The following is a 24,854-nucleotide window of genomic DNA, read 5'->3' as shown; positions in this document are numbered from 1 at the left end:
CCTGGCGCCCCGCCGGCAGGCGGCAATGTGGTGTCTGAAGAGACGATCGAGTCAATCGCGCACGTCGAGCGGAATCCAGGGAGGCATGGGATCGGGCGGGGACGTCGCGAGCTGCAGATCGGCGAAGACGAAGCCGTCGCGCTCGACGATGATCCCCGGTTCCACTGGCAGCGGCGACGAGAACATGGGTCCGGCGAAGGCAAAGGTGTGGAACTCGCCGTTCTCCCCGCACGGGTCGACAGTGGCGGGCAGGCCCGAGAGGAACGCCGCGTCGAAGGTCCTTCCCGCAAAACCCGGATCGAGCTGCCGCGGATCGACGCAGGTGATGACGGCCCTCATACCCGCCTCGACCATCTCCCGCGCCACTGCGGCCGTGGGCCGTCCCCACAAGGGGAAGACCGCCGTGACACCGGTCGGTTCCAGTCTTTGCTCGCGGTAGCGCCTCACGTCTTCGAGGAACAGGTCGCCGAACGCGATCGCCTCGATGCCGTCCGCCCGTGCTCGCTCCATCGCGGCGGCCATGACTGCGTCGTACCGATCATTCGAGCACGGACTCGGGATCCGAAGCTTCACCACGGGAAGGCCGAGCGCGGCCGCCTGCTGATCGAGCAACTCCTCGCGCACCGCGTGCATGGCCACTCGACCGGCGACGGCGTTGATCGTCGTCAACAGGCCCACGACCTCGACGTCGGCACCGCCCCTGAGTACGTGCAGTGCCCAGGCGCTGTCCTTGCCGCTGCTCCAGGAGAGGAGTGTCTTCATTGCGATCCGGCGGGCAGGCTTCACACATCTCCGACGTTCGTCGCGTGGATCAGTTGCTTCGTGATCTCGGCTGAGGACGGAACTCCGCCCGGGTAGAGACGTCAACTGGGCACGTCGAATGGCGGCTGTGGAACCGGCATCCCGAACACGTCGTTGCCCTGGTAGAGCAGCGTCGGCGTCGGATAGCCCGTTCGCGGGTCACTGGCCGGTAGCGTGCCGATGTCGAGGCGCTGACATCCAGGCGGCCAGCCCTGCGCCTCGAGCGCGGCGTCGAGGTTCGTGAGCATCGCAGCCGTCTTGCGGCAGCCGTGGCGGGTCAGCAAGACGAGGTCCTTCATGGTCCTGTCACCATTATAGCGGTCGCTCCAGCGACGACCGGCTCGGCTCTTCGCCAGGCTTCACTTGCGAGATGTCAGCGCTCGCCGCCTTCGTAACTTCCTCACCTGAGCGCGGCATGCGTGACGGTCAGTACCACGTGCGACGGTCGCGTTGCCGAGCGATACACGCGCTGGGTCGCCGTCCGGTAGTCGGAGGGCTTCGCGTGGTAGATGTCGACGAAACTCTGTGGGTTGCGATCGAACATCGGGAACCACGAACTCTGAATCTGCACCAGGACGCGGTGGCCCTTCAAGAAGGTGTGGCACCGGTCGCCGAGGCCGACCTCGATCCGGGTGACCTCACCGGGCACCATCGGCTTGGGTTCAGACAGGCTCTCCCTGAACTTGCAGCGCAGCAGGTCGCCAGCCAGCAGCATCTGGTAGCCGCCCATCCGCACATTCGCCGGGTTGGGCTGCGGATCGGGCGCATTGTCCGGGTAGACGTCGACGAGCTTCACCACCCAGTCCGAATCAGTACCGGTTGTCGACACGTAGAGCGTGGCGGTGATTGGTCCGGCCACCGTCAGGTCCTCAACCAGCGGCTCGGATTCGTACGACAGGACGTCGGGACGGCTCCACGCGAACCGCTGGTCCTCGACGGTGAAGGTCTGGCCCTCGGTGGTGCGCAGCTCGGCGGTGTAAGGGACCGGCTTTGCGGGGTCGCTCGAGTACGAGTCGAATGCGGTGGTCTCGCTGGCGGCGGGCGGCTCGAGGGCAAGGCGGCCGCCAGCCTGCAAGTAGAGCCGCTTCTCGGAGGTCTCCGCGGGCGGCCACGTGTCGGACCGCCGCCACGCGTTGCGGCCCGTCTCGAATGCGAGCGCGCGCGGAAGATCGATGCGCCCCTTGTCCTTCAGGTAGAAGTTGAAGAACGGCAACTCCACCTCCGCCCGGTAGTATTGGCTCGTCCTCGACCCGAACGGGATCGCACCGAGCCGGTCGCCGTCGCCGTGGGCCCACCCGCCATGCGCCCAGGGACCCACGACGAGCGTCGTGCGATCGGGGTTGTTCTGCTTCAGCGCACGGTACATCCGAAAGGGGCCGTAGAAGTCTTCGGCGTCGAACCAGCCCGCGACGATCAGGACCGGGTGGCGGACGTTGCCGAGATCCTTGGGAACGTTGCGGGCCTTCCAGTAGCCGTCGTACGTCCCGTGCGTCATGTGGTCGTTCCAGGTCGGCACCGTGTCGCCGAAATACCTGGTCGCGTCGGCCGCGGCACCCATGTTCAAGAAGAAGCGGTAGCCATCCGGCGTGCCGTAGTCGAAGCGCGCCGTGCGCTGCTCGGTGGGCGCCGTGCGGGCGCGCGCATTCGACGACATCCAGGCAAAGCCGTACATGAGCTGGTACGCCCCGCCCGAATGGTAGTCGTCGCCCAGGAACTGGTCCTGGGGCGGCGCCTGCGGCGAGGAGGCCTTGAGCGCCGGGTGGGCGTCGATCATCCCCATCGACGTCTCCCACCCGTCCCACGAGATGCCCCACTGGCCGGCGCGCCCGTTGTTGTTCGGCACGTTCTTCAGCAGCCACTCGATCGTGTCGTAGGTGTCGGTGCTCTCGTTCGGCGTCCCCGAGCGATCGAAGGGCAGGTGGTGGATGAACGTTCCTTCGGACTTGAACCGGCCGCGCGCATCCTGGTAGACGAAGATGTAGCCCTCGCGCGTGAACAGGTCGCTCGGGCCGACCACGTTGCGATAGTTGTCCGGCCCGTACGGCGCGATGCTGTAGGCGGTGCGCGTGAGCATGAAGGGATAGCGCTGGGAGGTGTCGCGCGGCGCGTAGATGATCGTGAAGAGCTTTGTCCCGTCTCGCATCGGGATCATCGTCTCTTGCTTGGTGTAGCTCGCCTTGACGTCGGGCGCGTTCATCGACTCCTGCGCACGGGCCGTGTGGAGGATCGCGACGGCCGCGGGGGCGAGGAGCAGGCTTGACCAGATCTTGCGCCGGAGTGATGCCGCTGACATGCACACCTCTTCGCGCAAGTATGCTCGGGCTCGCGCCTCGCTGACAAGCGCTCTCCGGCGCCACGAGAAGGCCGGGTGCTCGGAGCCAGGCGCGAGAGGCGAATCGTCGGGATTACGACCGCTGGTACCGCGCCACGTACGCGGCGCACGTCAGGCTGCTGGTGACGTTGACGGTCGAGCGGAACATGTCCAGCAGCCGATCGACGCCGAGCACCAGCGCGATGCCGGACACCGCGTGGGAGCCGAGGCCAATGGCGTTCAGCACGATGAGCGTGGTGACCAGCGAGCTGCCTGGTACGCCCACCCCGGTGACGGCCGCCAACGTGGCCGACACGATGATGGTCAGGTAACCGGCGGGGCCCAGCGTCAGGCCGTAGACGTGTGCAATGAACACGGCGGTCACTCCCTTGTAGACCGCCGCGCCGTTCAGGTTCAACGTGGTGCCGAGCGGCAGCACGAAGCCCGCAACCTCGGCCGGCACCCGCAGGTTCTCCGTCGCGACTTCGATGCTGACCGGAAGCGTCGCGCTCGACGAGGAGGTCGAGAAGGCGACCAGTTGCGCCTTCGCAATCCCTCGGTAGAAGTCGAGGACGTTCATGCGCGCAAGCCACCTGACGGCGAGCGACAGCACGACGACGTGGAGCGACAGGCCGGCCAGGACCGTCAGGCAATACACGACCAGGTGGCCGAGCAAATCGGTGCCGAACCGCGCGACGGTCGCACCGATCAGGGCGAAGACCGCGCAGGGCGCCAGCTTCATGACCCAGGCGATGATGACCATGCAGATGTCGTTCAGGCCCTGGAAGAACCGGACGATGACCTGGCGGCGCTCTTCGGCCACCTGGCTCGCCGCCGCGCCGAAGATCACGGTGCACACGACGAGCGGCAGCAGTTCCATGCGCGCCGCGGCGCCGAACGGGTTCTGCGGGATCATCGACAGCAGGAGCTGGACGATGCCGGGCGCGGCACTGGCCGCCGCCGCCGCCCTGCTGGCGTTCCCTTCGAACTGGGCCGCGAGCGCGTCGCGAATCGCCGGGTCGAGACCTGCACCCGGCCGGACGATCAGCGCGATCGACAGCCCGATCACGGCCCCGGTCATCGTCGTGACCAGGAAGAACGCCAGCGTGCGGCCGCCGAGGTTCGCCAGCTTGTGCCCGTCGCCGAGCGACGCAATCGCGACGAAGAGGCTGCCGACCACGAGCGGCACGACCACCATCAGGATGAGGTTCACGAACACGGTGCCAATCGGCTCGATGGCGATCAGGCCCTGGGCGAGCCATCCGGCACCGGGCGCGCGCGAGATGACGCCGACAACGGCCCCGGCCAGCAACCCGATGAGGATTTTTGTGTGCTGCTTCATTGAGGCGCGGTCAATCCCGGGGGCCGAAATCGTGATGCAGCCGGAAATACGGAACGAGGCCGCCTTCCCGGAGGATGTCGAGGACGATGGAGGGCAGCGGGCGCCCTGCGATCTCTCGCCGTCCCGCTTCGCCCAACACCCGCACGCCCGCATCGTCGAGCACCGCGTGGACGCGAGCGCCCTCACGGATCGCGCCCGTGTCGCACTCGATCGGAGTCAGCCCGTTGTTGATGGCGTTGCGATAGTACGTCCGCGCGAAGCTGCGCGCCAGCACGGCACGGATGCCGGCGGCGAGCAACACGGTCACCGCCACCTCCATGGCCGATCCACACCCGAAGTTCCTGCCGGCCACCAACAGGTCGCCGGGCCGCACCGTCGCCGCAAAGGCAGGATCGATCGACTCGAACATGTACCGCTTCAAGGCGTGCGGGTCGAGCGTCTCCTTCTTCCGGCTCGAGGCGATGATGTAGTCGGTATTGACATCGTCGCCGAGCAACCGCGCCCGGCCGTCGAGTTCGATCCTCATCGCACCTCCTTCGCGATGTCGCCAGGATCGCTGATGCAGCCGGTGACGGCGGCCGCAGCGCACGAGGCCGGCGACGCGAGGTAGATCGACGCGGTAGCGGTGCCCATCCTGGCCTTGAAGTTCCTGTTCGCCGTGGAGATCACGTTGACGCCGTCTCCCGGGATGGGGCCGGCGGTGCCGCAGCACGGTCCGCAGCCGGGCGGCGTGATGGTCGCGCCCATGGCGGCCAGGGCGTCCAGGCTGCCGTCGAGGCGGAGTTCGGCCTCGACTTTCCTGGACGCAGGGGTGATCACGAGCAGAACCCCGGGCGCGAGCGGGGACCGTTCGGGCGCTGCCCGTCGCCGTTCGGCAGCACGGAGAACGGCAAGCGCCTGGTGGATGTCCCTCGCCCGCCCGCCCGTGCACGTGCCGATGAACACCATCTGGATGGGTGTGCCGGCCGCAGCTTCCAGGCTGGCGACGTGATCAACAGCGTGCGGAAGGGCGACGCGCGGCGTCAGTTGCGCCAGGTCGAGGGTGACCTGGCGACTGAACACCGCGTCGGGGTCGGACTCCACCGGATCGTCGTGCGCAGATACAGGCATCGAAGGGGTGCCGTCTGCGCGGCGCTCGTCGGCGTGCGCGAGGTACTCGACGGTCTTCCGATCAGCGCGGAAGACGCCTGCCTTGGCTCCCATCTCGACACTCATGTTGCTGAGGACGAGACGGTCCTCCACGTCGAGGGCCGTCGACCCAGGTCCGTCGAATTCGAGGGCCTGGTACGCGGCACCGTCGGCGCCGAGCACGCCGGCGAGCGCCAGCGCCATGTCTTTCGGGAAGACGCCGGGACGCGCCTCACCGGTCAGGACGACCCTGATGGTCTCCGGCACCTTCAGCCAGATGCGGCCGCAAATCATGGTCGCGGCCAGGTCGGACGAACCGATGCCCGTGGCAAAGGCGTTGAGCGCGCCTCCCGTGACGGAGTGACTGTCGGCACCGACCAGCAGCCGCCCTGGCCGTGTCCGCCCCGTCTCGACCATCAACTGGTGGCACACGCCCTCGCCCGCATCGTGCACCGGAATTCCGTGCGTCGCCGCGAACGCCCTCATGCGGGCCTGCAGATCGAACGCCGGCGATCCCGGGCGCGGCGCGTAGTGGTCCATCACGAAGACGATCCGGGCAGCGTCGAACACGCGTTGGCCGCCCATCTGCTCGAAGTAGTCGATGGCCATCGGCACCGAGCCGTCAGTGCCCATCGCGTAATCGACCCTGCAGATCACCAACTCGCCGGCACGCGCGTCCTTCCCCGACGCCCTCGAGAGGATCTTCTCGCTGATGGTCTTGCCCGGCATGGGCGGCTACCTCGCCCCGGAGCCGACGATCTCCGCGAGCGCATCGAGGGTGCGTTGGACGTCGGCCGGGCGGATGTCACCCATGTGGCCGATGCGGAAGCACGTGGGCTCGAAGCGTCCGAGTGCCCGTGCCACGAGGATGCCCCGCGCCTTCATGTGATCGCGAATGACCGCCGGCCCAACGTGCTCCGGGGCGCGAATCGCCGTCAACGTGGGAGAGAGTTGCTCGAGCGCCGGACACTGGAGAGACAACCCAAGGGCCGAGACGGCCTTGCGGGTCATCAGCGCCATCTGCTGATGGCGGGCGTAGACATTCGCTGCGCCTTCCTCCTCGATGCAGGTGAGCGCTTCGTGGACCTGCGCGACGATGTGAACGGGCGTGGTCCCGGGTGTTTCCGGACGCGCCCGGGCCAGCGCCTTCCTGATGGCGGGGAAGTCGAAATACGAATGCGGCAGGCGGGCCGCGGCCTGCGCCTCCCAGGCCCGATGACTCAACGCAACGAACGACAGGCCCGGGCTGGACATCAGGCACTTCTGCGACGCGGTCACGGCCACGTCGATGCCCCAGTCGTCGAAGCGGAACGGCACGCCTCCAAGCGAACTGACCGCATCCACCATGACGAGCGCACCGGACCGCCGGGCGGTCGCCGCCACGCCAGCCACATCGTTCAATACGCCAGTGGACGTGTCACTGTGCGGCAGCATGACGGCGCGCGCCGCGGGATGCGCGTCGAGCGTGGCTTCGACTTCACGCGGGTCGACCGAGCGGTTCCAATCGGTGCACGCGCGGTGAACGACGAGGCCGAACCGCGCAGCGATCTCGGCCCACATCTCGCCGAATCGCCCGTTGCAGCACGCGACGACTTCGTCGCCCGGCGAGAAGAGGTTCGTGACCGAAGCCTCGAGCGCACCGCGTCCCGTCGCGTGGACGGGAAGCACGTCACCCGCGGCCCCGAACAGCGGCCGCAGCCGGTCGAGCGTCGAGACCAGCAGCCCGGAGAATTCGTCGCTCCGATGGTGGAGCATCGGCGTGGCGCCGGCCCCGAGCACGCGGTCCGGCACGCGCGTCGGGCCAGGCGTCATCAGCAGCGTCGTCATCCGAGCACGCCCTTCGCCTCGAGCGTGTCGTTGATCTCTCCCTTGAAGATGGTGCCCGCGTGGATCTCTGCCACGCGCTTGACCTCCCGATCCATGAGCGCGTGGACCAGTTTCAGGACGGCCTCGGCTTCGGCGAACGGAACGACGACGACACCGTCCTGGTCGCCGACGATGATGTCGCCGGGCATGACGACCGTGTTGCCGCAGGCGACCGGCACGTTGATCTCGCCCGGGCCGTCCTTGTCGCAGCCGCCGGCCGACACGGTCCGGCTGAATGCCGGGAATCCCAGCGCAGCCAGCCCCGAGACGTCGCGGATGGCGCCGTCCACCACGAGCCCACCCAGGCGCGCGGCAACGGCCGAGTTTCCCATCAACTCTCCGAACACCGCGCTCGTGGTGTTGCCGCTCGTGTTCACGACGAGGACGTCGCCGGGGACCGCGATCTCCATCGCCTTGTGGACCATGAGGTTGTCGGCAGGCCGCGCCATGACGGTCACCGCGGTTCCGCACAGCGGGAGGGCGGTACGCATCACGATGCCTGGATCCATGAAGTGGAAGCGGCCCATCGCGTCCGCCAGGTTCGGCGACGCGAGGCCCTTGAACCGATCGACGAGCGCCGCCTCGTGGCGGGGCAGGTCGGTGAAGATCCTGAACCCGATCTTTCCAGTGTGCTTCATGACGGGCCTCCTCTTCGTCCGGACGGACCTGTAGCCGCCGATGTCCCTGGTCTCCGCAGAGTATACCCGGCGAACTGCTGTCGCTGCAGTGGTGAGACGACTCGCCTTCCTCACCACGTACCGCAGGCGACGCCAGGCCACGGCGAGCGGCTCCAGTTCCACGCGGACGGCGCCCGCGAAACCAGATCCCGTGGGTTGTTGAAGGGGCCCGCAGGTTCTGCCGTCGGCTGGGTACGCACGCCCAGCGTCGGCACGACTTCCTACCGCTCGATGACCTCCATCCGCTCGGTGATTTCGAGCGTCGGCCAGCCGGTCTTGTTCGCGTCGGTTGGCGTCGCGGTGATCGTGAAGTGCTCGTTGCCGGTCGCGACCGCGGTGAAGGTGTAGCCGCGCTGCTCGGCGCCGCCCGGCAGGAGCTCGTCCTGGCTGAGCTGTTCAAGCGTCGCGTAACTGCCGTGCGTCGCGAGGTATTGTCGCTCCGCTTGTCCGATCGTCAACAGCCGCTGTCGGATCGCGGTGGCGTCGATTCGCGCCTGCGGCGCCGTCCCGCCGGGCCCGGTGCTCGCGGACCGGTTGTAGAGGTAGAACCCGACGCCGAGGGCGATGATCAAGCCAACGAGGCCGAATGCACGCATTGACCCTCCAGGAAGCGGTCCAAGCAGAGGATAGCTCACTCGTACGGTGGGGTGCGGCCAGACCGCGCCAACGTGGGAAGCAAACGCGCGGCCCGCCGCGCCACACTCATCGGCGGGTGAATTTCTTCGCGCCCACCTCGAGCCCGTCTTTCGTCAGCCGCCCGCTCTCGCCCGTCGGCGACCAACTCCACGAAAACGACGTCGTCGAGGCTGACGGCTTGCCGATTTCGGCGCGGGTCGTCGGATCGAATGTCAGTTCGCCGGTGTCGCTGGCCCTGATGTTGCGCAGCGTCCGGACGAACCGGTTCACCCCGTTGGCGACGCTCTCCTTGCCCGCGAGACGATCGCCCTCTCTCCAGAACTCGATAGTCGTGCGCTCGCCCGTGTTCGTGTCCGAGTGCTCGTAGCTACCGACGTAGTCCTTCAGCGTGAATCCCGGCGCACCGTTCGTCCAGGTGCCGTCGCGGCGCCGGACGATGCGCACGGTACCCGGCCTGAGGTCGGCCGTCGTGGCGAATTCCCGCAGTTCCCGGAGCGCCGACACCGCCTTCGTGGTAACCGAGAAGGTCCGTCCATCGCTCAGCCCGACACGCACGGAGTAACTCGACGCCCCTCGCGACGGACGATTCTCGGTCGCCTCGACCGACGCCACCTCAGCGCGCGTGAACGTCGCCATCGTCCCGCGGGCGGCGTGGCGGAGCGCCCATCGGCCATCTCCCGCGTCGTCGATGCGGTGAAACCCGTCGGCCAGCCCGAGCAGCAGGGCTGCTGCCGCGGCCAGCGCCGCCAGGCCCAGCAACTTCAGAGGGAAGGGCTGTCGCGTCTCGGTCGGCGGGGGCGCACCCGGCGCTGGCGGCGCGGGTCGCGACGGGAACACCAGGAACACACCGAACCCGGCCAGGAGAACGCTCCACGTCCAGAGAGATGACGAGGTTGCCAGCGTCGTTGGCTCGATCGTGAACGACAGGCCCGGCGGCGCGCTCGTCGACGTCACGCCGAGGAACAGGATCTTCGGCGCCAGCGCGATCACCGCCAGCATCCATTTGAATCTCGCCGGGAAGACCGCACGGCGGAGAAGGACGATCCCGAGGATGGCCATCAGCCATCCCGTCGTGTCGAAGAACAGCGACGCGCCGCACAGCGCGGCCGCAGCAAGCGACCGCTGGTCGTAGGGTGGGACCCGGAATGGCAGACGAGTCTCGGTCGGCATGGCGGCCTATGATTGCACACCTGCCGCCACTGCAACCAAGCCGGAGGAAGATGCGGCGGCCCAGGCCCCGGCAACAGGAGCGCCGTGGCCGACCCGCCCTGCTACTTCCGCACCGCAGATTCTGCCCGCGCCTTCAGCTGCGCCAGGCCCTTCTCGAAGTCGGGGCCGATCATCTTGTCCATCCTCCCTATGAAAAGGCAGAACCCCTTCGACAGGAAATCATTCTCCCCTTTCATGATCCATATGACCGTGGTGCCGTTGCCGGCACCCGAGAACGCAAACTCGGTATCGGCGACCGATGCGAACGGCTTGACGAATTCGAGCTTGATTCGCACCAGCTCGCCGGGCTTGCTTTCGAGAATCGTCTGGCGGCCCTCGCCGACCTTGTCGTTGCCGACCCACGCGTAGACGGCGCCCGTGCCGGACGGTGCGCCTTCGAACGTCGACTTCATGGCAGGACAGGATCGACAGGCCTCATTCCTCGGTCGCCGACGCCTTCGCCGGCCTCATCACGCGGCTGATCGCGTCCACGAGTTCCGTCCACCGCGATTCCTCGCGGAGGAGCTGCTTCCTGCCTTCGGGCGTGAGTCGATAGAACCTGGCGCGCTGGTTGGCCTCGGTCTGGCCCCATTTCGAGACCACCCATTCTTTCTTGGCGAGCCGCTGCAGGGCGGGATAGAGGGAGCCGGCCTCGACCTGCAAGACGTCGGACGACTGCGCGCGGATCGTCTGTCCTATTGCGTAGCCGTGCTGCGGTCCCCACTGCAGGGTGTGGAGGATCAGCATGTCGAGGGTGCCGTGCAGGAGGTCGGTGCGGGCGTCTGGTCGGGAAGAATGCAGAGCCATGACATAGACAGTCTATATCCTATTGATGACAGCCCACAGACGCGAATTGTCGCGCATTACAGCCATTCCTGGCCGCCGGCCGCCGAGTAGACGAGCGCCACACCGTCCGGCGCAGTGCAGGTCCATTGCTCGATGACCGGCGTCGGTAACTACCGTGTCGTTCCTGCGGTGGCTTGGGATGCGGTCCAACTCGCCAGGATCGCCGCCTGGAGCGGGGCCGGTTTCGCCATCGGCTTCATCTTGAAGCTCCTGTCGATCTGGTGGCCCAGCGTGACCGTCAGATCGAAGCGTTCGCCGCGGCGCTCGACGGTCGCCTTCATCAGGTCGCCAGGCTTCCTGGCGGCGACTGCGGCGTCGAAGCCGTCGGCAGTGACAGCGGCCCCGTCGATCACCACGACGATGTCCTCGGCCCTGAACCCGCCTGCCGCAGCAGGCGAATGCGGTTCGACCGCGGCCGCGACGAGCCGACCATCCCGGTCTTCCACAATCGCGCCGGCGTAGGCTGCCGGTCTCTCGGTGTCCTGCTCCAGTTCGAGCCCGGCATACGCCAGGTACTTCGCGTAGTCGATCTCCCGAGTCGTGGACGCGTACGCGAAGTTCTCGTCGAGCGTGATGCCCGCGATGCGTTCGCACGTCTCGCGGAACTCCCCGTCGGTCCAGCCCCGCCCGAGCTCCTTGTAGTACGTCCGGTAGAGTTCGCGCATGACCGTGTCGAGTGAAGACCGGTTCTGCGTTTCGTGCCGAATCCGGAAGTCGAGGAGCATGCCGAGGATCGGTCCCTTCTCGTAGTAGGAGATCGTCTTCCGCACGCGCCCCTCTTTCCGCCCGAACGGACCCTGGCTCCAGGTGTCGTGGCTGGACTGGGTTGCCGACTGGAACAGCCGGCCCGGATTGTCCTCGTAGGCTGTGATGTTCTTGCGCAACACCTCGAGTAGTTCGTCGAGCGTCATCCGGCCGCTGCGCGCGAGCATGAGGTACTCGTAGTACACCGTGAAGCCCTCGCTGACCCACAGCATGTCGGTCACGTTCGCGCGGTCGTAGTCGAACGGCCCGAGCGCGATCGGGCGGATCCGCTTGACGTTGAAGTGGTGGAAGTACTCGTGCGCGAGGAACGACAGTTCTCGGATCCGTGCGGCCCTGTCGCCACTCGGTTGTCCGGCGAAGGAGACGGCCGCCGAGTTGAGATGCTCGATGCCTCCCCGCCCCGGGCCGATGCCCATGAACGTATAGTGCGTGTAAGGGATGTCGCCGATGATATCGATGCCAGCCTCGACCACGGCCTTCAGGTCGGCGACGAATGCCTGGCGATCGAAGTCACCCAGCCTGTAGCCGACGAACTCGTGCCTCACGCCGCGGATCTCGAATGGCGGCAGCGATTCGAGGTTCCCCATCAGGATCGGGCTGTCGTACAACACGTCGAAGTCCGGAGCCGCGAACGTGCGCGCGCCGTCGGACGATGCACGGTCGAGGCCGGTCGCGACGGCGTTCCACGCCGCCGGCAGTTCGATCTTCACCGTCACCGGCCGTCGAAGCCGTCCGGGCACGTACACGAAGACTGCTCCCGGCAGGATGTAGCCGCGGGTCTCGTCCACGTAGGCATTCGCGACAAACGGGCGCGTGGCGAGGACGTCGTACCGAAGCTCCAGCGACGAGGCCCGGCCCTTCCTCACGGTCCATGCGTTCGGCCCGGTCTTCTCCCATGTCAGCGGCTTGCCATCTCCGTCCGCAGCCGCGAAGTTGCGGACGTTTCCCGCGAAGTCGAACAGCCCGTAGTAGCCCGGCGTCCACACGGGCATTCGGAACTCGGCGGTCTCGCCCGTCAGGCCATCGCACCGCACGACGACGTGGAACTGGTGCGCGGCTATGTCAGGCACCGACACCGTGAAGGTCATCGTGTCGGGCGGCACGGCGGCGCCGGCCGAGGCGGCAGCCACGAACACGACGGCGGCGACGACGCAGGCACGGATGGCAGTTCGCATGTTGTCAGTCCTCAGTGTTCCGCTGGCCGTGGCGAGAGACCGCGTTCGTCGTCGACCGTCCGCAGAACGCCAGGCTCATTCCTGCGGCCGGTTCACTCTCTCTGCGGACCTTGCTGGCAGACGGAGCGGATCATGCGTCTTCGATCGCCCCAGCGTCAACGAAGAGGCCGTGACCCGTCGTCGCCGCACGCCTGCGAAGGGCGACTGGAGCGACGCGGCGAGGCTCACTCGACGCGCCAGCCCCGAATGCAGTATCGTGCCTGACGGGCACCACTCAGCATTTCGGGGGGACGAGTGAACGACTACCTGTTGTCGCTGCTGCTGGGAATCATCGAGGGGATCACCGAGTTCCTGCCAATCAGCTCCACGGCGCATCTCCGGGTGTCCGAGGCGCTCCTGCACGTCAACCTGGCCGACGGCTACTGGAAGATGTACACGATCGTCATCCAGTTGGGCGCCATCCTGTGCCTGCCGATCTACTTCCGCGCGCGGATCGCGACGTTCCTCTCGACCTTTCCGCGGGGGGACCGTGGTGACCGCACGGTGCTGACGCACCCACTGAGCCTTGCCGCGGTGGCCTTCGTCGTGACGGCGGTGCCGGCATTTCTGCTGACCAGGATCATCGGGAAGCACCTCGAGAGCCTGTGGATCATGGGATGGTCCCTCGTCGCCGGCGGCGTGGTGATGTGGGTCGTCGATGCGCTCAACGCGTCCGCGGAGACGGCGGGGCCAGCGAGCGAAAGCCGCGTCAAGACCTGGAGGCTCGAAGACATGTCACTCTGGCAGGCCGTGTGGGTGGGAGCCTGCCAGATCCTCTCGGCCGTGTTTCCCGGCACGTCCCGCTCGATGTCGACCATTGCCGGCGGACAACTGGTCGGGATGTCGCGCGCGGCGGCGCTGGAATTCTCCTTCTTCGTGTCGATCCCAACGATGGTGGCGGCGACCGGGTACGACCTGCTGAAATCGGTGATGGGGAAGGGGGAGAATCCGATCGGCGTCGGCCAGATCGACGCTCACGGGTGGATCGTGCTCGCCATCGGGATGGCCGTATCGTTCGTCGTCGCCTACGCCTCGGTCGCATGGCTGATGTCCTACGTCCGCCGGCGCGGGTTCGTGCCGTTCGCGATCTATCGGATTATCGCAGGCGCTGCGATTCTGATCGGACTCTAGCCACTGCCGCACATTCCGCCGGTGCCGCGCGTGTTCCGCCTCCGGCCATCGTGATTCGGCGTCGCCCACCGCGAGTCGGCACATGTAACAATTCCCGGGCGTCTCCGTCCATTGAAGTGAGCAGGAACGGATGACGGCCCCGCGGAGCAGTTGGATGTGATCGACTTCTCTGAACTCTACAAGGCACACGCCCATGAGGTGCACCGGTTCGTCCTGTTCCTCTCGGGCGACCGGGCACTGGCGGACGACGTCGTTTCGGAGACGTTCATCCGCCTGTGGCACGCCCGCTCGCGCGTGGACCTGGGAACGGTGAAGGCCTACCTGCTGACCATCTACCTGGCTGGCGAAGCGAGCACGGATACTCAGGCACTGGTCGAAGAGTACCTGAAGACCGATCCGGCACTGGCGCGGGACGTGGAAGCAGCACGTGGCGCAAGCCTGGGCCTGCCAGCCACGGCAACGCCTTCTGCGGAGAAGGAGGCGCTCGAGGACACACGGCAGGTGCTCAAGAACCGGACCGCGACGCTGGTCGTGGCGATGATCTTCACGGTGCTGCCGTTCGCCTTCGTGGTCCACGGAACGACGCTCACATTCCTGCTGGTCCGGGATGCGCCGGTCATCGGGATCGCCTGGTGGGCGACGGCGGCAGTCATGTGGTTCTGGCACGGGCGAATCCGGCGCCGGCTGCGCGTGTCTGGACTGTGAGACAACCGTCAACTGGCCCCAGGTTCCCAATGGGCTTCCCGGGTCCGTGGCCGGTTATGGTAAGCTACCTACCGGTCGGTATTACATTGCCCGGGTAGTGAACACAAGCGCACGACTCAATCCGCCAGCGGTCTGCTGCCTGCCTTCGACCCCCGACCATTGATTGTCAGCCGTTTTGGAACTTACCTACCGGTAGCTACGTCCAATGCAAGAGCGATGAATACACCAGATCCAGAAGAACGCCAGCCGGACATTTCAGTCGTGGCACCCTCTGAACAGGACGAACACACCAGAACCCGGCTTCTACGGGCAGCCGTCCGCGTGTTCGACCGCAAGGGCTACGCCGCGGCATCCGTTCGCGAAATTGTCGAGCTCGCAAATGTGACGAAACCCGCCTTGTACTACCACTTCGGGAACAAGGAAGGGCTGATCACCGCGATCCTCGAAGACGCAGCGCGCGAATTCATGGCGGCGATGGAGCGGGCGACCGCGCGCCAGGGAACGACTCGCGACCGATTGACCGGGCTCTACGACGAACTGAACGCGCTCTTCGTGGAGCACATTCCGGTCGTTCGCGTGGCGCACTCCTTGTTCCACGGGCCGGCCGAAGGGGTGCCCAACTTCAACTTCTCGGTGTTCGACCGCGGTCTGCTCGACGCGCTATGCCGGATCTACGAGGACGGACTGCGCGCCGGGGAGGTCCGCTCCGTCGATCCTGCCGATGCGGCCCTCGCCTTGATGGGAATCGTCGGGGCGTGCGCGGCCCACCAGATGCACCCGGAGTTTCCACCCCTCGACGGAAGCCGCCTGCACCGCGTGCTCGATATCGTCTGTGACGGTCTCTTGGTAGAGCGACGGGAACAAGGAGAACGGTGATGACACGGAAGACTCGCACTATTCATTTGCTCTTGCTCGGCGCGACGGTCGTCGCGGGAGCTTCGTGTTCCAAGGCAGGCGGCCAACCGCAGCCGCAACTCCAGACTGGCCGGCCGCCCGTCGCCGTGACCGTGGCCACCGCCGCGCCGGCGGACCTGCGCGACGATGTGGAGGTCGTCGGGACACTGGCACCGAAGTTCGCCGCCGACGTCAAGTCGGAGGTCACTGGGATCGTCACCGCCGTCTACGTCACCGAGTGGGTTCCCGTGAAGAAAGGCGACAAGCTCGCCCGGCTCGACACGACCGAAACCGAAGCCGGCATCGAGGCGCTGAAGGCCCAGGAGGGGCAGGCCAGAGTGGCCGAGGCGCGCGCCCGTCGCGAGTTCGACCGGGCCCAGCAGCTCAAGCAGTACGGCCTCATCACGCCGCAGAGTTTCGACGAGGCGAAGTCGGCCGTCGAAGCCGCCGAAGCCGGTGTGTCGGCCGCACGGGCGCAGGTGCGCACCGCCCAGACGCGTCTGGCCAAGTCCCTCCTCGCGGCACCGATGAACGGCGTGGTGGCGCTGCGCGGCGTGAGCGTCGGCGACCGCGTCGAGAACATGGGTGGAAACAGTCCGATGTTCCGCATCGTCGACAATCGCGTGCTCGACCTCACCGTGTCCGTGCCCTCCTCGCGGCTCGCGATGGTGAAGGTCGGACAGCCGCTCGAGTTCGCGACCGACTCGCTGCCCGGACGGACCTTCACCGGCAGGGTGATGTTCATCAACCCGGCGATCGACGAAGCGACGCGCTCGGCCAAGGTGATCGCCGAAGTGACCAACAGCGACGGATCGCTGAAGGGCGGCGCCTTCGTCAAGGGCCACATCGTCGTCGGCAACCGTGCGGGTGTGCTCCAGGTTCCGCGCGAGGCCCTCGTGAACTGGAACGTCGAGCAGCAGGCCGCCGAACTCTTCGTCGTTCGCGGCGACCAGGCGGACAAGCGGGCGGTGAAACTCGGGATGACCAGTGGCCCGTTCGTCGAAATCGTGTCCGGGCTGCAGTCGGGTGAGCAGGTCGTCACCCGCGGCGGATTCTCGTTGAAGCCCGGCGATCGCGTGGCGGTGGTCAAGGGCGAGGGGGTCTAGGTCATGTTCCTCTCCAACCTGTCGATCAAACGACCGGTCGTCGCCACCGTGATGATCCTCACGCTGGTGACGCTCGGGATCTTCTCGGTCCGGCGGCTGCCCATCGACATGATGCCGGACGTCGAGATTCCCGTGCTGTCGATCATCACGGAATACCCCGGCGCCTCGCCCGAAACGGTCGAGCGCGAGGTGAGCAAGAAGATCGAGGAGGCGGTGAACCCGATCGCGGGGGTCAAGCACGTCGACTCGATCTCGCGCGAAGGGCTCTCGTCCGTCATCGTCGAGTTCAACCTCGAGGTCAAGGTCAACGACGTCTCGCAGGAAGCGCGGGCGAAGATCAACGGCGTGCGGCGTGAGCTGCCCGACGGGATGAAGGAGCCCGTCATCCAGAAGTTCGACTTCAACGCGATGCCGATCATCTCGCTCGCCGTCCGGTCCAAGACCTTGGCGCCGCGCGAACTCTCGACGCTGGCCGACCGGCGGATCAAGCGGCGCCTCGAGAGCATCCCTGGCGTCGCCAAGGCCAAGCTGATCGGTTCGTCGAAACGCGAGATCGGCGTCAACCTCGATCCCGCCCGGCTCGCGGCGCTCGGGATGGGCGTGGACGAAGTGGTGGGAGGCCTCGCGTCCGAGAACGTCAACACGCCGCTCGGCCGCTTGACGCAGGGCGTCACCGAGATCCCGCTCCGTATCAGCGGGAAGCCACGCGACGCGGCGCAGTACCGCGAGATGGTCATCGCCCGCCGCGCGGGTCAGCCGATTACGCTCGGTGACATCGCCACCATCGATGACGGCGTCGAGGAGCAGCGGTCGCTCGCGCTCATCAGCGGCAAGCCGGCGGTTGCGATCGACATCACGAAGCAGACCAAGGCGAACACCGTCACGGTCGTGGATGCGGTCCGTGCCGCGGTGGACACGCTGCAGAAGGAGATGCCTCCGGGCACGGAGATCACGATCGTACGGGACACGTCCTCATTCATCCGCGAGTCGGTCTCCGACGTCTACAACACCCTGGTACTGGGTGGCTTCCTCACGATCGTCATCGTCTTCTTCTTCCTCAATTCCTGGCGCTCGACGGTCATCACCGGACTCACCCTCCCGATTTCGGTCATCTCGTCGTTCATCGTCATGTACTTCCTCAACATGACGATCAACACGCTGACGCTGATGGCCCTGTCGCTCGCCATCGGGCTCCTGATCGACGATGCGATCGTCGTCCGGGAGAACATCGTCCGGCACCTGGAGCGGGGACAGGATCACTTCGAGGCCGCCCGCGAGGGCACGGCCGAGATCGGCCTCGCCGTACTGTCCACCTCGATGTCGATCATCGCGGTGTTCCTGCCCGTGGCGTTCATGAAGGGCATCATGGGCCGGTTCTTCTACCAGTTCGGCCTGACGGTGGCCTTCGCGGTGCTCGTCTCGCTGTTCGTGTCGTTCACGCTGGACCCGATGCTGTCGTCACGATGGCACGATCCGGACATCGAACGGGCGGGGCACCGCAACTGGCTGCAGCGGCTGCTCGACGGGTTCAACAACTGGTTCGAACGGATGGCGGAACGGTACAAAGGGGTCATCGGGTGGGCGCTCGACCACCGCAAGACCGTCGTGGCGATGGCGCTGGCGACGTTTGTCGCGGGCCTGGGCGTGTTCGCCATCCTCCAGACGGAGTTCATGACGCCGATGGACCAGGGTGAGTTCGCGGTGAAGTTCAAGAGCGCCCCCGGGTCGTCCATCGACGAGACGCGCGGCCGGCTCGAGGCCGTGCTCAAGGGACTCTCCGAGTTCAAGGAAGTGCAGTACACCTACGCGTCGATCGGTGCGGGCGACGCCGACACCGTGCGCGACGCGATGGTGTTCGTCAAGCTGGTGCCGAAGAATGAGCGGGATCGGACGCTGAAAGTGTTCATGCACGACGCGCGGGTGCGGCTGGAGAAGATCCCCGGCGTGGTGCTCAACTTCCTGGAGGATCCGTCGTCGTTCCAGAAGCCCCTTGCCGTCGCCGTCCGGGGCGACGACATCGCCACGCTCAAGAAGTACGCGGCGCAGCTCAAGCAGGAGATGTACAAGATCCCGGGAATCGTGGACATCGAGGCGACGATGGAACAGGACCTGCCGGAGTATCGTCTCGTGGTGAACCGCCAGCGCGCGGCCGCATCGGGGCTGGGGAGCGGGGCCGTGGCCAACACGGTTGCGCTGCTGGTTGGCGGGCAGGCGGTTTCGACGTACGAAGACGAGGAAGGAGAGGCGGTCAACGTGCGCGTCCGGTTGCCGCAGTCGCTGCGCGCCGACGTCAACCAGATCAACGATCTGAAGGTGACCGTGCCCGGAGCGCAGGGCACGGCGCTCGTGCCGCTGGCCGATCTGGTGACTTTCAGCCGCACCGTGTCGCCGGCCGAGATCAACCGGCGCGACCTCATGCGGCAGGTGACCGTCGACGCGAACCTCGACCGCCTGCCCCTCGGAACCGCGGGCAACCTGGCCATCAAGGCCGGCGAGACGCTCAACATGGCGCCCGGCTACACGCTGGTCCAGGGCGGCGACACGGAGATGATGATCGAGTCGTTCGGCTACATGGCCGAAGCGCTGCTGCTCGCCGTGATCTTCGTCTACCTGATCCTGGCGGCACAGTTCGAGTCGTTCGTCGATCCGCTCGCCATCATGCTGTCGCTGCCACTGTCGATCGTGGGCATGGCGGGCACGCTGCTGATCACCGGCGACACGATCAACATCATGTCGCTCATCGGCTTGATCATGCTCATGGGCCTCGTCACGAAGAACGCCATCCTGCTGGTGGACTACACCAAGGTGCTGCGGTCGCGCGGGATGGATCGTCGAACCGCGCTCATCACCGCGGGTCGCACGAGACTCCGGCCGATCATGATGACGACCTCGGCGATGATCTTCGGCATGCTGCCGTTGTTCTTCGCCATGGGTGAAGGCGCGGAGTTCCGCGCGCCGATGGCCCGGGCCGTCGTCGGCGGGCTGATCACCTCGACGCTGCTGACGCTCATCGTGGTCCCGGTCGTCTACACGATCCTCGATGACATCGCGGAGTGGTTCGGGAGGCACCTGCGGAAGCACCAGAAGGTCGCGGTCGCGACGGCCGTGATTCTCGCGCTGCTGGTGTCGGCCGATGCCACGCCGGTCGCGGCGCAGGAATCCCCCGCGAAGGCGTCGATCGCCGCCCAGGTCCAGGCCAGGGCGGTCTCCGGCATGACGGGAACGAAGGTGCTCACGCTCGAACAGGCGCTGGCAATCGCGGCCGCCCAGAACCGCGACATCCAGAAGGCTATCGAGTATCAGAAGTGGGTCCAGGGGAAGTACATGGAGGAGCGTGCGAGCGCGCTGCCGCAGGGCACGTTCGCCGCGAGCTTCATCAGGAACTTCGACAACAGCCAGGCCGACCTCTTCAAGGGGTTCTCGATGGGCGGGGGACCGACCGGCGGCAGCTCGGGCTCCACGACCGACCTCACCGAAATCTTCGGCGGACGGCAGGACATCGCCGTCGCCGACTTCAAGGTCACCCAGGTGCTGTTCACGTGGGGGCAGGTGGGTGCGGCGATCCGGGCCGCCAAGCTGGGCTTCCAGTACGCCGACCATCAACTGCGGCTGTTCCGCCAGGCGGTGGTGAAGGACGTGACCACGGCCTTCTGGGACGTGCTCGCGGCGCGCGAACTCGCGACGATCGCCGAGCAGGACCTGGCACAGCGGACACGTCACCTGGAAGAGACGACCAGGCGTCAGACCGTTGGAACCGCCACCGACTACGATGTGCTCGCGGCGCAGGTTGCCGTCGAGAACGCGAAACCCGGCGTCATTCGGGCGCAGAACCTGATTCGCGTGGCGCGGCGCCGGCTGGGGTTCCTGCTGGCGGAGACGACAACCGAGGTGGATGCCACGGGCACGCTCGACACGGCTCTGCAACCCGCGCCGTCGTACGGTGAGGTCCTGAAGTCCGCCCTGGCCAACCGGCCGGAACTGGGAGTGATCGACAGCCAGCGCGGAATCTACGGGGAACTCGTCACCATCGCGAAAGCGGGCAACAAGCCGCGGATCGACGCTGCAGCCGGCTGGGGCAAGAAGCGTCTGGGCCTGCCGTCTGTCTCCTCGTCGGGCACCACGTGGAACGCCGGTGTGTTCGCCACCGTGCCGATCTTCGACGGGTGGAGGACCAAGGGCCGCGTCGCGCAGGCACAAAGCGACCTCGTCAGACTGAGTTTCGACGAACTCAAGCTCAAGGACTCGATGACGCTCGAAACGGTCACCGCGCTCGACGCCGTGCGCGAGGCGTCCGAGATCGTGACCGCGATGGGCAGTACTGTCACGCAGGCGGAGAAGTTGCTGTTCCTGGCGGAGAAAGGCTTCGAATTGGGCGTCAAGACGCGGCTCGAGGTCCAGGACGCCGAGTTGAACCTGACCAACGCGCGTTACAATCTGGCCCGCGCTCAGCGCGACTACCGCGTCGCCCGGGTCAACCTCGACTGGGTGGCGGGGACACTGGACGCGGGTTCGAAGCAGTAGGACGGGTCCCTGCCGCGGTCGCGAACCGATCGCAAAGGGCGGGAGAGCTGGAGCCTCGGTGCCTCCGCGTCGTCGTCGTCGTCGATCTCCGTGTAAGTTCGTGTAGATCCGTGGTCCAGAGGCTTTTCGTAGCGTAAACTGCGGATCTACCGAAGGACGAGGGGCGTAGGCGCCTCGTAGACTACTGTGGTATGAAGGCGACGTCTGTGCGCATTTCGTCTGTTGTCCTGGTCTGTGTCGTGCTGGCCGCCAGTCTGGCGGCCGCCGGTTCCCGCACTGCGATTCCCACCGTTGTTGGTGCCGCAATCGATCCGTCGCGCGTGGTGTTCGTGACGTTTGCCAAGAACGATTCCGAACGCCGCGCGGCCCTCGCCCTGGCCGAGAGCGTTCGGACGTTCGGCGGCAGGTGGCGCTCGGCCCGCATCCGCGTCTACGTGCCGACTGAATTGCGGGCTCCCGACCCCGTGCTCCTGCACCGCTTCGAGGTGAACGAGGTGGAGTTGCGGCAGGTCCGCGTTCGGAGCGAGGGTTCGTCGCTCCCGTACGCCGGCAAGGTGTTCGCCGCAGCGCAGGCCGAGATCGATCTCGACTCGGCGTGCGACCTGCTGATCCGGATGGATCCGGACACGATCGTTCTGAAGGAACCGGCCGACTGCATCCTGGCGCGTGAGGTGAGCGTCGGCTACGTGCCGGTGCACCAGGTGTTGATTGGCTCGCCGTACGGGCAACCTCCCGACAAGTTGTGGAGCGTCGTCTACAAGAGGCTCGGGATCTCGGAGCGAGCCGTGTTTCCGGTGGTCACGTCGTTCGACGCCGAGAAGATCCGCGCGTACTTCAGCGCCGGCCTCGTCGTCGTCAGGCCCGAGCGGAAGGTGTTCCGACGCTGGCTCGAGAGCTTCCAGCAATTGGCGATCGACCCGACGGTGAAGGAGATCTGCCGTCGCGATCTGAGCACCGAGGTGTACCTGCACCAGGTGGCGCTCGCCGGGGCAATCCTCGCGACCGTGCCGAGAGCAGAGACCGTGCAACTGCCCCCCGTGTACAACTACCCCCTGTATCTCTACCGGGCGACAGAGTCGATGGAGAGGTTCGTGACCGTGCGCTACGAGAACCTGTTCATGACGCCGGGGTGGAGCAGCCGGGTGACGGCATCCGCCGAAGTGCTGGTGTGGCTTCGGGCGCGGTTTCCCGATCAGCCGGCGCGATAGGCACGAGGGTAGAACGTCGTTTCGTTCGCGGTGGAGGCCACTCTGACCGACCGGCCAGCCAAACGGCCACCAACGGCCGATGACTTCACAATCGGGGACTGGCTTGTACAGCCGAGCCTTGGGCGTGTGAGCGTTGGTGACGCGGTCACGCGGCTGCGTCCGCAGTTGATCGACCTGCTCGTCTGCCTGGCGTCACGTGCCGGGCAGACGGTCAGCAAGGACGAGATCCTCGAGACCGTCTGGCCCGGGCAGTTCATTGCGGAGTCGGGGCTGACGCGATGTGTGGCCGAACTCCGCCAGGTGTTCGGCGATGCCCCGCAAGACTCGCGGGTCATCGAGACGATTCCGAAGCGGGGGTACCGGTTGATCGCGCCGGTGCGGTTCGTGCCGATGGCGGACGAGTGGCCAATGCCACCGAACGGCGAGCCACCCCTCGCGGGCGGGACGCCCCCGCCACCGAACGCCGAACCTCCGCTCGCGGGCGGGACGCCACCGCTACCGGGCGGCGGGCCACCTGTGACCGGCGGGACGCCCGTGCCACTCGTCGGTGGGAAGCGGTCGCGGGCCTCCGCACTCGTCCGACGACAACGGTTTGGATGGATTGGCGCTGCCCTCGTTCTCGTCGCGGCGCTGGCCACCGCCGTTTGGTGGTACGCCTGGCGAACCACGCTTGGCGAACAAGACACCGTCGTTCTCGCGGTCGAGAACGGTACGGGGGATCGGGTCTTCGACGAGGCGTTGCGCCTGGCGCTGGCCGTTCAACTGGAGCAGTCTCCCTACCTGCGAGTCGTCTCCGAGCAGCGGATTCGTGACGAACTGCGGTTCATGAATCAGGCGCCGGACGCCACCATCACCCGTGCGATAGCCATGGAGGCCTGTCAACGCGTCGGCGCCAAGGCGGTGCTCGTGGTGTCGTTGACGCCGCTCGGCCGTCACTATCTGATTGGCGTCGAGGGCCTGAATTGTCGCTCCGGGGACGTCCTGGCGCGGCAGCAACTCGAGGTGGACGGGAAGGAGGCGGTCGTGGCCGGCCTCGGCCAGGCGGTCTCCGGCATCCGCCGGCACCTCGGCGAGTCGGTCGCCTCGATTCGGCGCAACGACGTGCCCATCGTGCAGGCGACGACCTCGTCCATCGAAGCCCTGAACGAACTGTCGCTCGCCGAGCGCGCGCAGGGGCGCGGTCAGGACGAGGAGGCGGTTCGGCTCTATCAACGCGCCGTCGAACTCGACCCGACCTTCGCGCTGGCCTACGTCAAGCTCGGCTCCCAGCTCCTCGCGCTCTGGCGTTACGGTGAGGCGCTCGATGCCCTGCAGAAAGCCTACTCGCTGCGGGACCGAGCGAGTGCCGTCGAGCGCCTCTACATCACGGCGGACTACTACCACTGGGTGGCCCGCGACCCCATCAGGGCAACTGGTCCGCTCGAAGCGGCCCGCGACGCGTTTCCGCGCAGTCCCGTTCCGCGCGTCGGACTGGCGTCCCTGTACGGGCAGCTTGGCCGCTTCGACCAGGCACTGGCCGAGGGGCGGGAAGCGCTCCGACTGGATCCCGACAATGCACTGGCCACCGCGACGGTGGCCGAGGTTCTCCTGCGACTCAACCGCTTCGACGAGGCAAAGCAGACCGGCGAGCAGTTGATTGCCCGTCAACGCGAGAACGTGCAGACCCGCCTGGTGCTGTCGGACATCGCCTTCGTGCAGGGCGACATCGACGGGCTCAGGCGACAGCTCGAATGGGCCGCCGCGACACCGGCTGCCGAATCGGCGTTCCTGCGTCACCAGGGTGGGATGGCGATGTTCGGCGGGAAGGTGGAAACCTCGACGCGCCTATGGCGCCAGTGTGGCACGCGCGCCAGCGACCGGGGCGACCGGGCGCTCGCCGCCGCCCTTGCCTTCGAGGAAGCCCGCGGTCGCGCACTTCTCGGGTGGACGACCGAAGTCGTCGCGATCACCTCGTCGATCCTTCAATCGAACCGCAGCGGCCACGCGCTGATTGGGTCCGCGGTCGCCCTGGGCCTGGCCGGGCAGACAGACGCCGCAGAACGACTCGTCCGCGAGTACCAGGCGCTTCCGGACCTCGAGGCCGGCGTCGATCCCGACTCGAGGCCGATCGCTCGCGCGCTCATCGCCCACCAACAGGGCCGGACCGACGATGCCCTGGAACTCATGGCGCCGCTCCGGCCCTACGACCTCGCCCCGCAGTTCCGTGGCCTTCCGCCCTACGTGCGAGGCCTGATTCTCCTGGGCGCCGGCCGTCCAGCGGAGGCCGTTCGCGAGTTCGAGCGCCTCACCTCGCACCGCGGGATCGTACCAAGCCAGGTCATCTACCCGATGGCCTGGTTGCAGCTGGCCCGCGCCCGCGCCAAGGCCGGCGACGCGGCCGGCAGCCGCCAGGCCTACGACCAGTTCTTCATCTTTCTGGAAGACGCGGATGCGGGAATTCCCGCGCTTCTGCAGGCCCGGAAGGAAAGCGGGCGGTAGATCACTCCCGGAGTGA

Annotated in this window: 20 protein-coding genes; 7 read left to right on the top strand and 13 right to left on the bottom strand. The window is 66.8% G+C overall.

Going from position 1 to position 24,854, the window contains the following annotated elements:
- Positions 1 to 51 precede the first annotated feature (51 nt).
- The 13 genes from VGK32_12210 to VGK32_12150 form a co-directional block, all read right to left on the bottom strand.
- Positions 52 to 762 carry a hypothetical protein gene (locus tag VGK32_12210; protein HEY3382528.1) on the bottom strand — a complete coding sequence of 237 codons (711 nt, stop codon included), beginning with the start codon at positions 760 to 762 and terminating at the stop codon, positions 52 to 54.
- Between the two features lie 101 nt (positions 763 to 863).
- Positions 864 to 1,100, bottom strand: coding sequence for a hypothetical protein (locus VGK32_12205; protein ID HEY3382527.1), 237 nt, complete (start codon positions 1,098 to 1,100; stop codon positions 864 to 866).
- 101 nt (positions 1,101 to 1,201) lie between these two features.
- Positions 1,202 to 3,094 carry a CocE/NonD family hydrolase gene (locus VGK32_12200; protein HEY3382526.1) on the bottom strand — a complete coding sequence of 631 codons (1,893 nt, stop codon included), beginning with the start codon at positions 3,092 to 3,094 and terminating at the stop codon, positions 1,202 to 1,204.
- 112 nt (positions 3,095 to 3,206) lie between these two features.
- Positions 3,207 to 4,454, bottom strand: coding sequence for a dicarboxylate/amino acid:cation symporter (locus VGK32_12195; GenBank protein ID HEY3382525.1), 1,248 nt, complete (start codon positions 4,452 to 4,454; stop codon positions 3,207 to 3,209).
- 10 nt (positions 4,455 to 4,464) lie between these two features.
- Positions 4,465 to 4,980 carry a 3-isopropylmalate dehydratase gene (locus tag VGK32_12190; protein HEY3382524.1) on the bottom strand — a complete coding sequence of 172 codons (516 nt, stop codon included), beginning with the start codon at positions 4,978 to 4,980 and terminating at the stop codon, positions 4,465 to 4,467.
- On the bottom strand, positions 4,977 to 6,311 hold the full coding sequence (locus VGK32_12185; protein ID HEY3382523.1) for an aconitase/3-isopropylmalate dehydratase large subunit family protein: 1,335 nt from the start codon (positions 6,309 to 6,311) through the stop codon (positions 4,977 to 4,979). The genes VGK32_12190 and VGK32_12185 overlap by 4 nt, the downstream gene beginning before the upstream one ends.
- A gap of 6 nt (positions 6,312 to 6,317) precedes the next feature.
- Positions 6,318 to 7,409 carry an alanine--glyoxylate aminotransferase family protein gene (locus VGK32_12180; GenBank protein HEY3382522.1) on the bottom strand — a complete coding sequence of 364 codons (1,092 nt, stop codon included), beginning with the start codon at positions 7,407 to 7,409 and terminating at the stop codon, positions 6,318 to 6,320.
- Complete coding sequence (locus VGK32_12175; GenBank protein HEY3382521.1) at positions 7,406 to 8,086, bottom strand: hypothetical protein; 681 nt, start codon at positions 8,084 to 8,086, stop codon at positions 7,406 to 7,408. The genes VGK32_12180 and VGK32_12175 overlap by 4 nt, the downstream gene beginning before the upstream one ends.
- A gap of 260 nt (positions 8,087 to 8,346) precedes the next feature.
- Positions 8,347 to 8,721: a type IV pilin protein gene (locus tag VGK32_12170; GenBank protein ID HEY3382520.1), complete on the bottom strand. Its 375-nt coding sequence runs from the start codon at positions 8,719 to 8,721 to the stop codon at positions 8,347 to 8,349.
- A 106-nt stretch (positions 8,722 to 8,827) separates the two neighbouring features.
- Positions 8,828 to 9,931 (bottom strand): hypothetical protein, encoded by a 1,104-nt coding sequence (locus VGK32_12165; GenBank protein ID HEY3382519.1) that lies wholly within the window; start codon positions 9,929 to 9,931, stop codon positions 8,828 to 8,830.
- A 101-nt stretch (positions 9,932 to 10,032) separates the two neighbouring features.
- Positions 10,033 to 10,383, bottom strand: coding sequence for an SRPBCC family protein (locus tag VGK32_12160; GenBank protein HEY3382518.1), 351 nt, complete (start codon positions 10,381 to 10,383; stop codon positions 10,033 to 10,035).
- 22 nt (positions 10,384 to 10,405) lie between these two features.
- A complete protein-coding gene (locus VGK32_12155; GenBank protein HEY3382517.1) occupies positions 10,406 to 10,777 on the bottom strand; it encodes a PadR family transcriptional regulator in 372 nt (123 codons plus the stop codon).
- A 149-nt stretch (positions 10,778 to 10,926) separates the two neighbouring features.
- Positions 10,927 to 12,756: a PDZ domain-containing protein gene (locus VGK32_12150; GenBank protein HEY3382516.1), complete on the bottom strand. Its 1,830-nt coding sequence runs from the start codon at positions 12,754 to 12,756 to the stop codon at positions 10,927 to 10,929.
- A gap of 294 nt (positions 12,757 to 13,050) precedes the next feature.
- Here VGK32_12150 and VGK32_12145 point away from each other — a divergent pair, with 294 nt between their 5' ends.
- The 7 genes from VGK32_12145 (at position 13,051) to VGK32_12115 (ending at position 24,838) form a co-directional block, all read left to right on the top strand.
- Complete coding sequence (locus VGK32_12145) at positions 13,051 to 13,926, top strand: undecaprenyl-diphosphate phosphatase (protein HEY3382515.1); 876 nt, start codon at positions 13,051 to 13,053, stop codon at positions 13,924 to 13,926.
- A gap of 156 nt (positions 13,927 to 14,082) precedes the next feature.
- Positions 14,083 to 14,631, top strand: a complete 549-nt coding sequence (locus VGK32_12140) for a sigma factor (protein ID HEY3382514.1) — start codon at positions 14,083 to 14,085, stop codon at positions 14,629 to 14,631.
- Positions 14,632 to 14,892: 261 nt separating this feature from the next.
- Positions 14,893 to 15,507 carry a TetR/AcrR family transcriptional regulator gene (locus VGK32_12135; protein HEY3382513.1) on the top strand — a complete coding sequence of 205 codons (615 nt, stop codon included), beginning with the start codon at positions 14,893 to 14,895 and terminating at the stop codon, positions 15,505 to 15,507.
- Positions 15,507 to 16,631 (top strand): efflux RND transporter periplasmic adaptor subunit, encoded by a 1,125-nt coding sequence (locus VGK32_12130; protein ID HEY3382512.1) that lies wholly within the window; start codon positions 15,507 to 15,509, stop codon positions 16,629 to 16,631. The genes VGK32_12135 and VGK32_12130 overlap by 1 nt, the downstream gene beginning before the upstream one ends.
- 3 nt (positions 16,632 to 16,634) lie before the next feature.
- Complete coding sequence (locus VGK32_12125) at positions 16,635 to 21,152, top strand: efflux RND transporter permease subunit (protein HEY3382511.1); 4,518 nt, start codon at positions 16,635 to 16,637, stop codon at positions 21,150 to 21,152.
- Between the two features lie 191 nt (positions 21,153 to 21,343).
- Complete coding sequence (locus VGK32_12120) at positions 21,344 to 22,360, top strand: hypothetical protein (GenBank protein ID HEY3382510.1); 1,017 nt, start codon at positions 21,344 to 21,346, stop codon at positions 22,358 to 22,360.
- Between the two features lie 126 nt (positions 22,361 to 22,486).
- On the top strand, positions 22,487 to 24,838 hold the full coding sequence (locus VGK32_12115) for a winged helix-turn-helix domain-containing protein (GenBank protein ID HEY3382509.1): 2,352 nt from the start codon (positions 22,487 to 22,489) through the stop codon (positions 24,836 to 24,838).
- Positions 24,839 to 24,854: the final 16 nt, after the last annotated feature.

Source organism: Vicinamibacterales bacterium (assembly GCA_036504215.1).
In the GTDB taxonomy this organism is placed as follows: Bacteria; Acidobacteriota; Vicinamibacteria; order Vicinamibacterales; family Fen-181; genus FEN-299.
The sequence above is the reverse complement of the archived record's forward strand: the minus strand, read 5'-3'. Positions and strand labels throughout refer to the sequence as shown.

Coding starts and splice junctions, on each gene's coding strand:
- VGK32_12210 (HEY3382528.1), bottom strand. CDS start 762: ATGAAGACACTCCTCTCCTGGAGCAGCGGCAAGGACAGCGCCTGGGCA.
- VGK32_12205 (HEY3382527.1), bottom strand. CDS start 1,100: ATGAAGGACCTCGTCTTGCTGACCCGCCACGGCTGCCGCAAGACGGCT.
- VGK32_12200 (HEY3382526.1), bottom strand. CDS start 3,094: ATGTCAGCGGCATCACTCCGGCGCAAGATCTGGTCAAGCCTGCTCCTC.
- VGK32_12195 (HEY3382525.1), bottom strand. CDS start 4,454: ATGAAGCAGCACACAAAAATCCTCATCGGGTTGCTGGCCGGGGCCGTT.
- VGK32_12190 (HEY3382524.1), bottom strand. CDS start 4,980: ATGAGGATCGAACTCGACGGCCGGGCGCGGTTGCTCGGCGACGATGTC.
- VGK32_12185 (HEY3382523.1), bottom strand. CDS start 6,311: ATGCCGGGCAAGACCATCAGCGAGAAGATCCTCTCGAGGGCGTCGGGG.
- VGK32_12180 (HEY3382522.1), bottom strand. CDS start 7,409: ATGACGACGCTGCTGATGACGCCTGGCCCGACGCGCGTGCCGGACCGC.
- VGK32_12175 (HEY3382521.1), bottom strand. CDS start 8,086: ATGAAGCACACTGGAAAGATCGGGTTCAGGATCTTCACCGACCTGCCC.
- VGK32_12170 (HEY3382520.1), bottom strand. CDS start 8,721: ATGCGTGCATTCGGCCTCGTTGGCTTGATCATCGCCCTCGGCGTCGGG.
- VGK32_12165 (HEY3382519.1), bottom strand. CDS start 9,931: ATGCCGACCGAGACTCGTCTGCCATTCCGGGTCCCACCCTACGACCAG.
- VGK32_12160 (HEY3382518.1), bottom strand. CDS start 10,383: ATGAAGTCGACGTTCGAAGGCGCACCGTCCGGCACGGGCGCCGTCTAC.
- VGK32_12155 (HEY3382517.1), bottom strand. CDS start 10,777: ATGGCTCTGCATTCTTCCCGACCAGACGCCCGCACCGACCTCCTGCAC.
- VGK32_12150 (HEY3382516.1), bottom strand. CDS start 12,756: ATGCGAACTGCCATCCGTGCCTGCGTCGTCGCCGCCGTCGTGTTCGTG.
- VGK32_12130 (HEY3382512.1), top strand. CDS start 15,507: ATGACACGGAAGACTCGCACTATTCATTTGCTCTTGCTCGGCGCGACG.
- VGK32_12125 (HEY3382511.1), top strand. CDS start 16,635: ATGTTCCTCTCCAACCTGTCGATCAAACGACCGGTCGTCGCCACCGTG.
- VGK32_12120 (HEY3382510.1), top strand. CDS start 21,344: ATGAAGGCGACGTCTGTGCGCATTTCGTCTGTTGTCCTGGTCTGTGTC.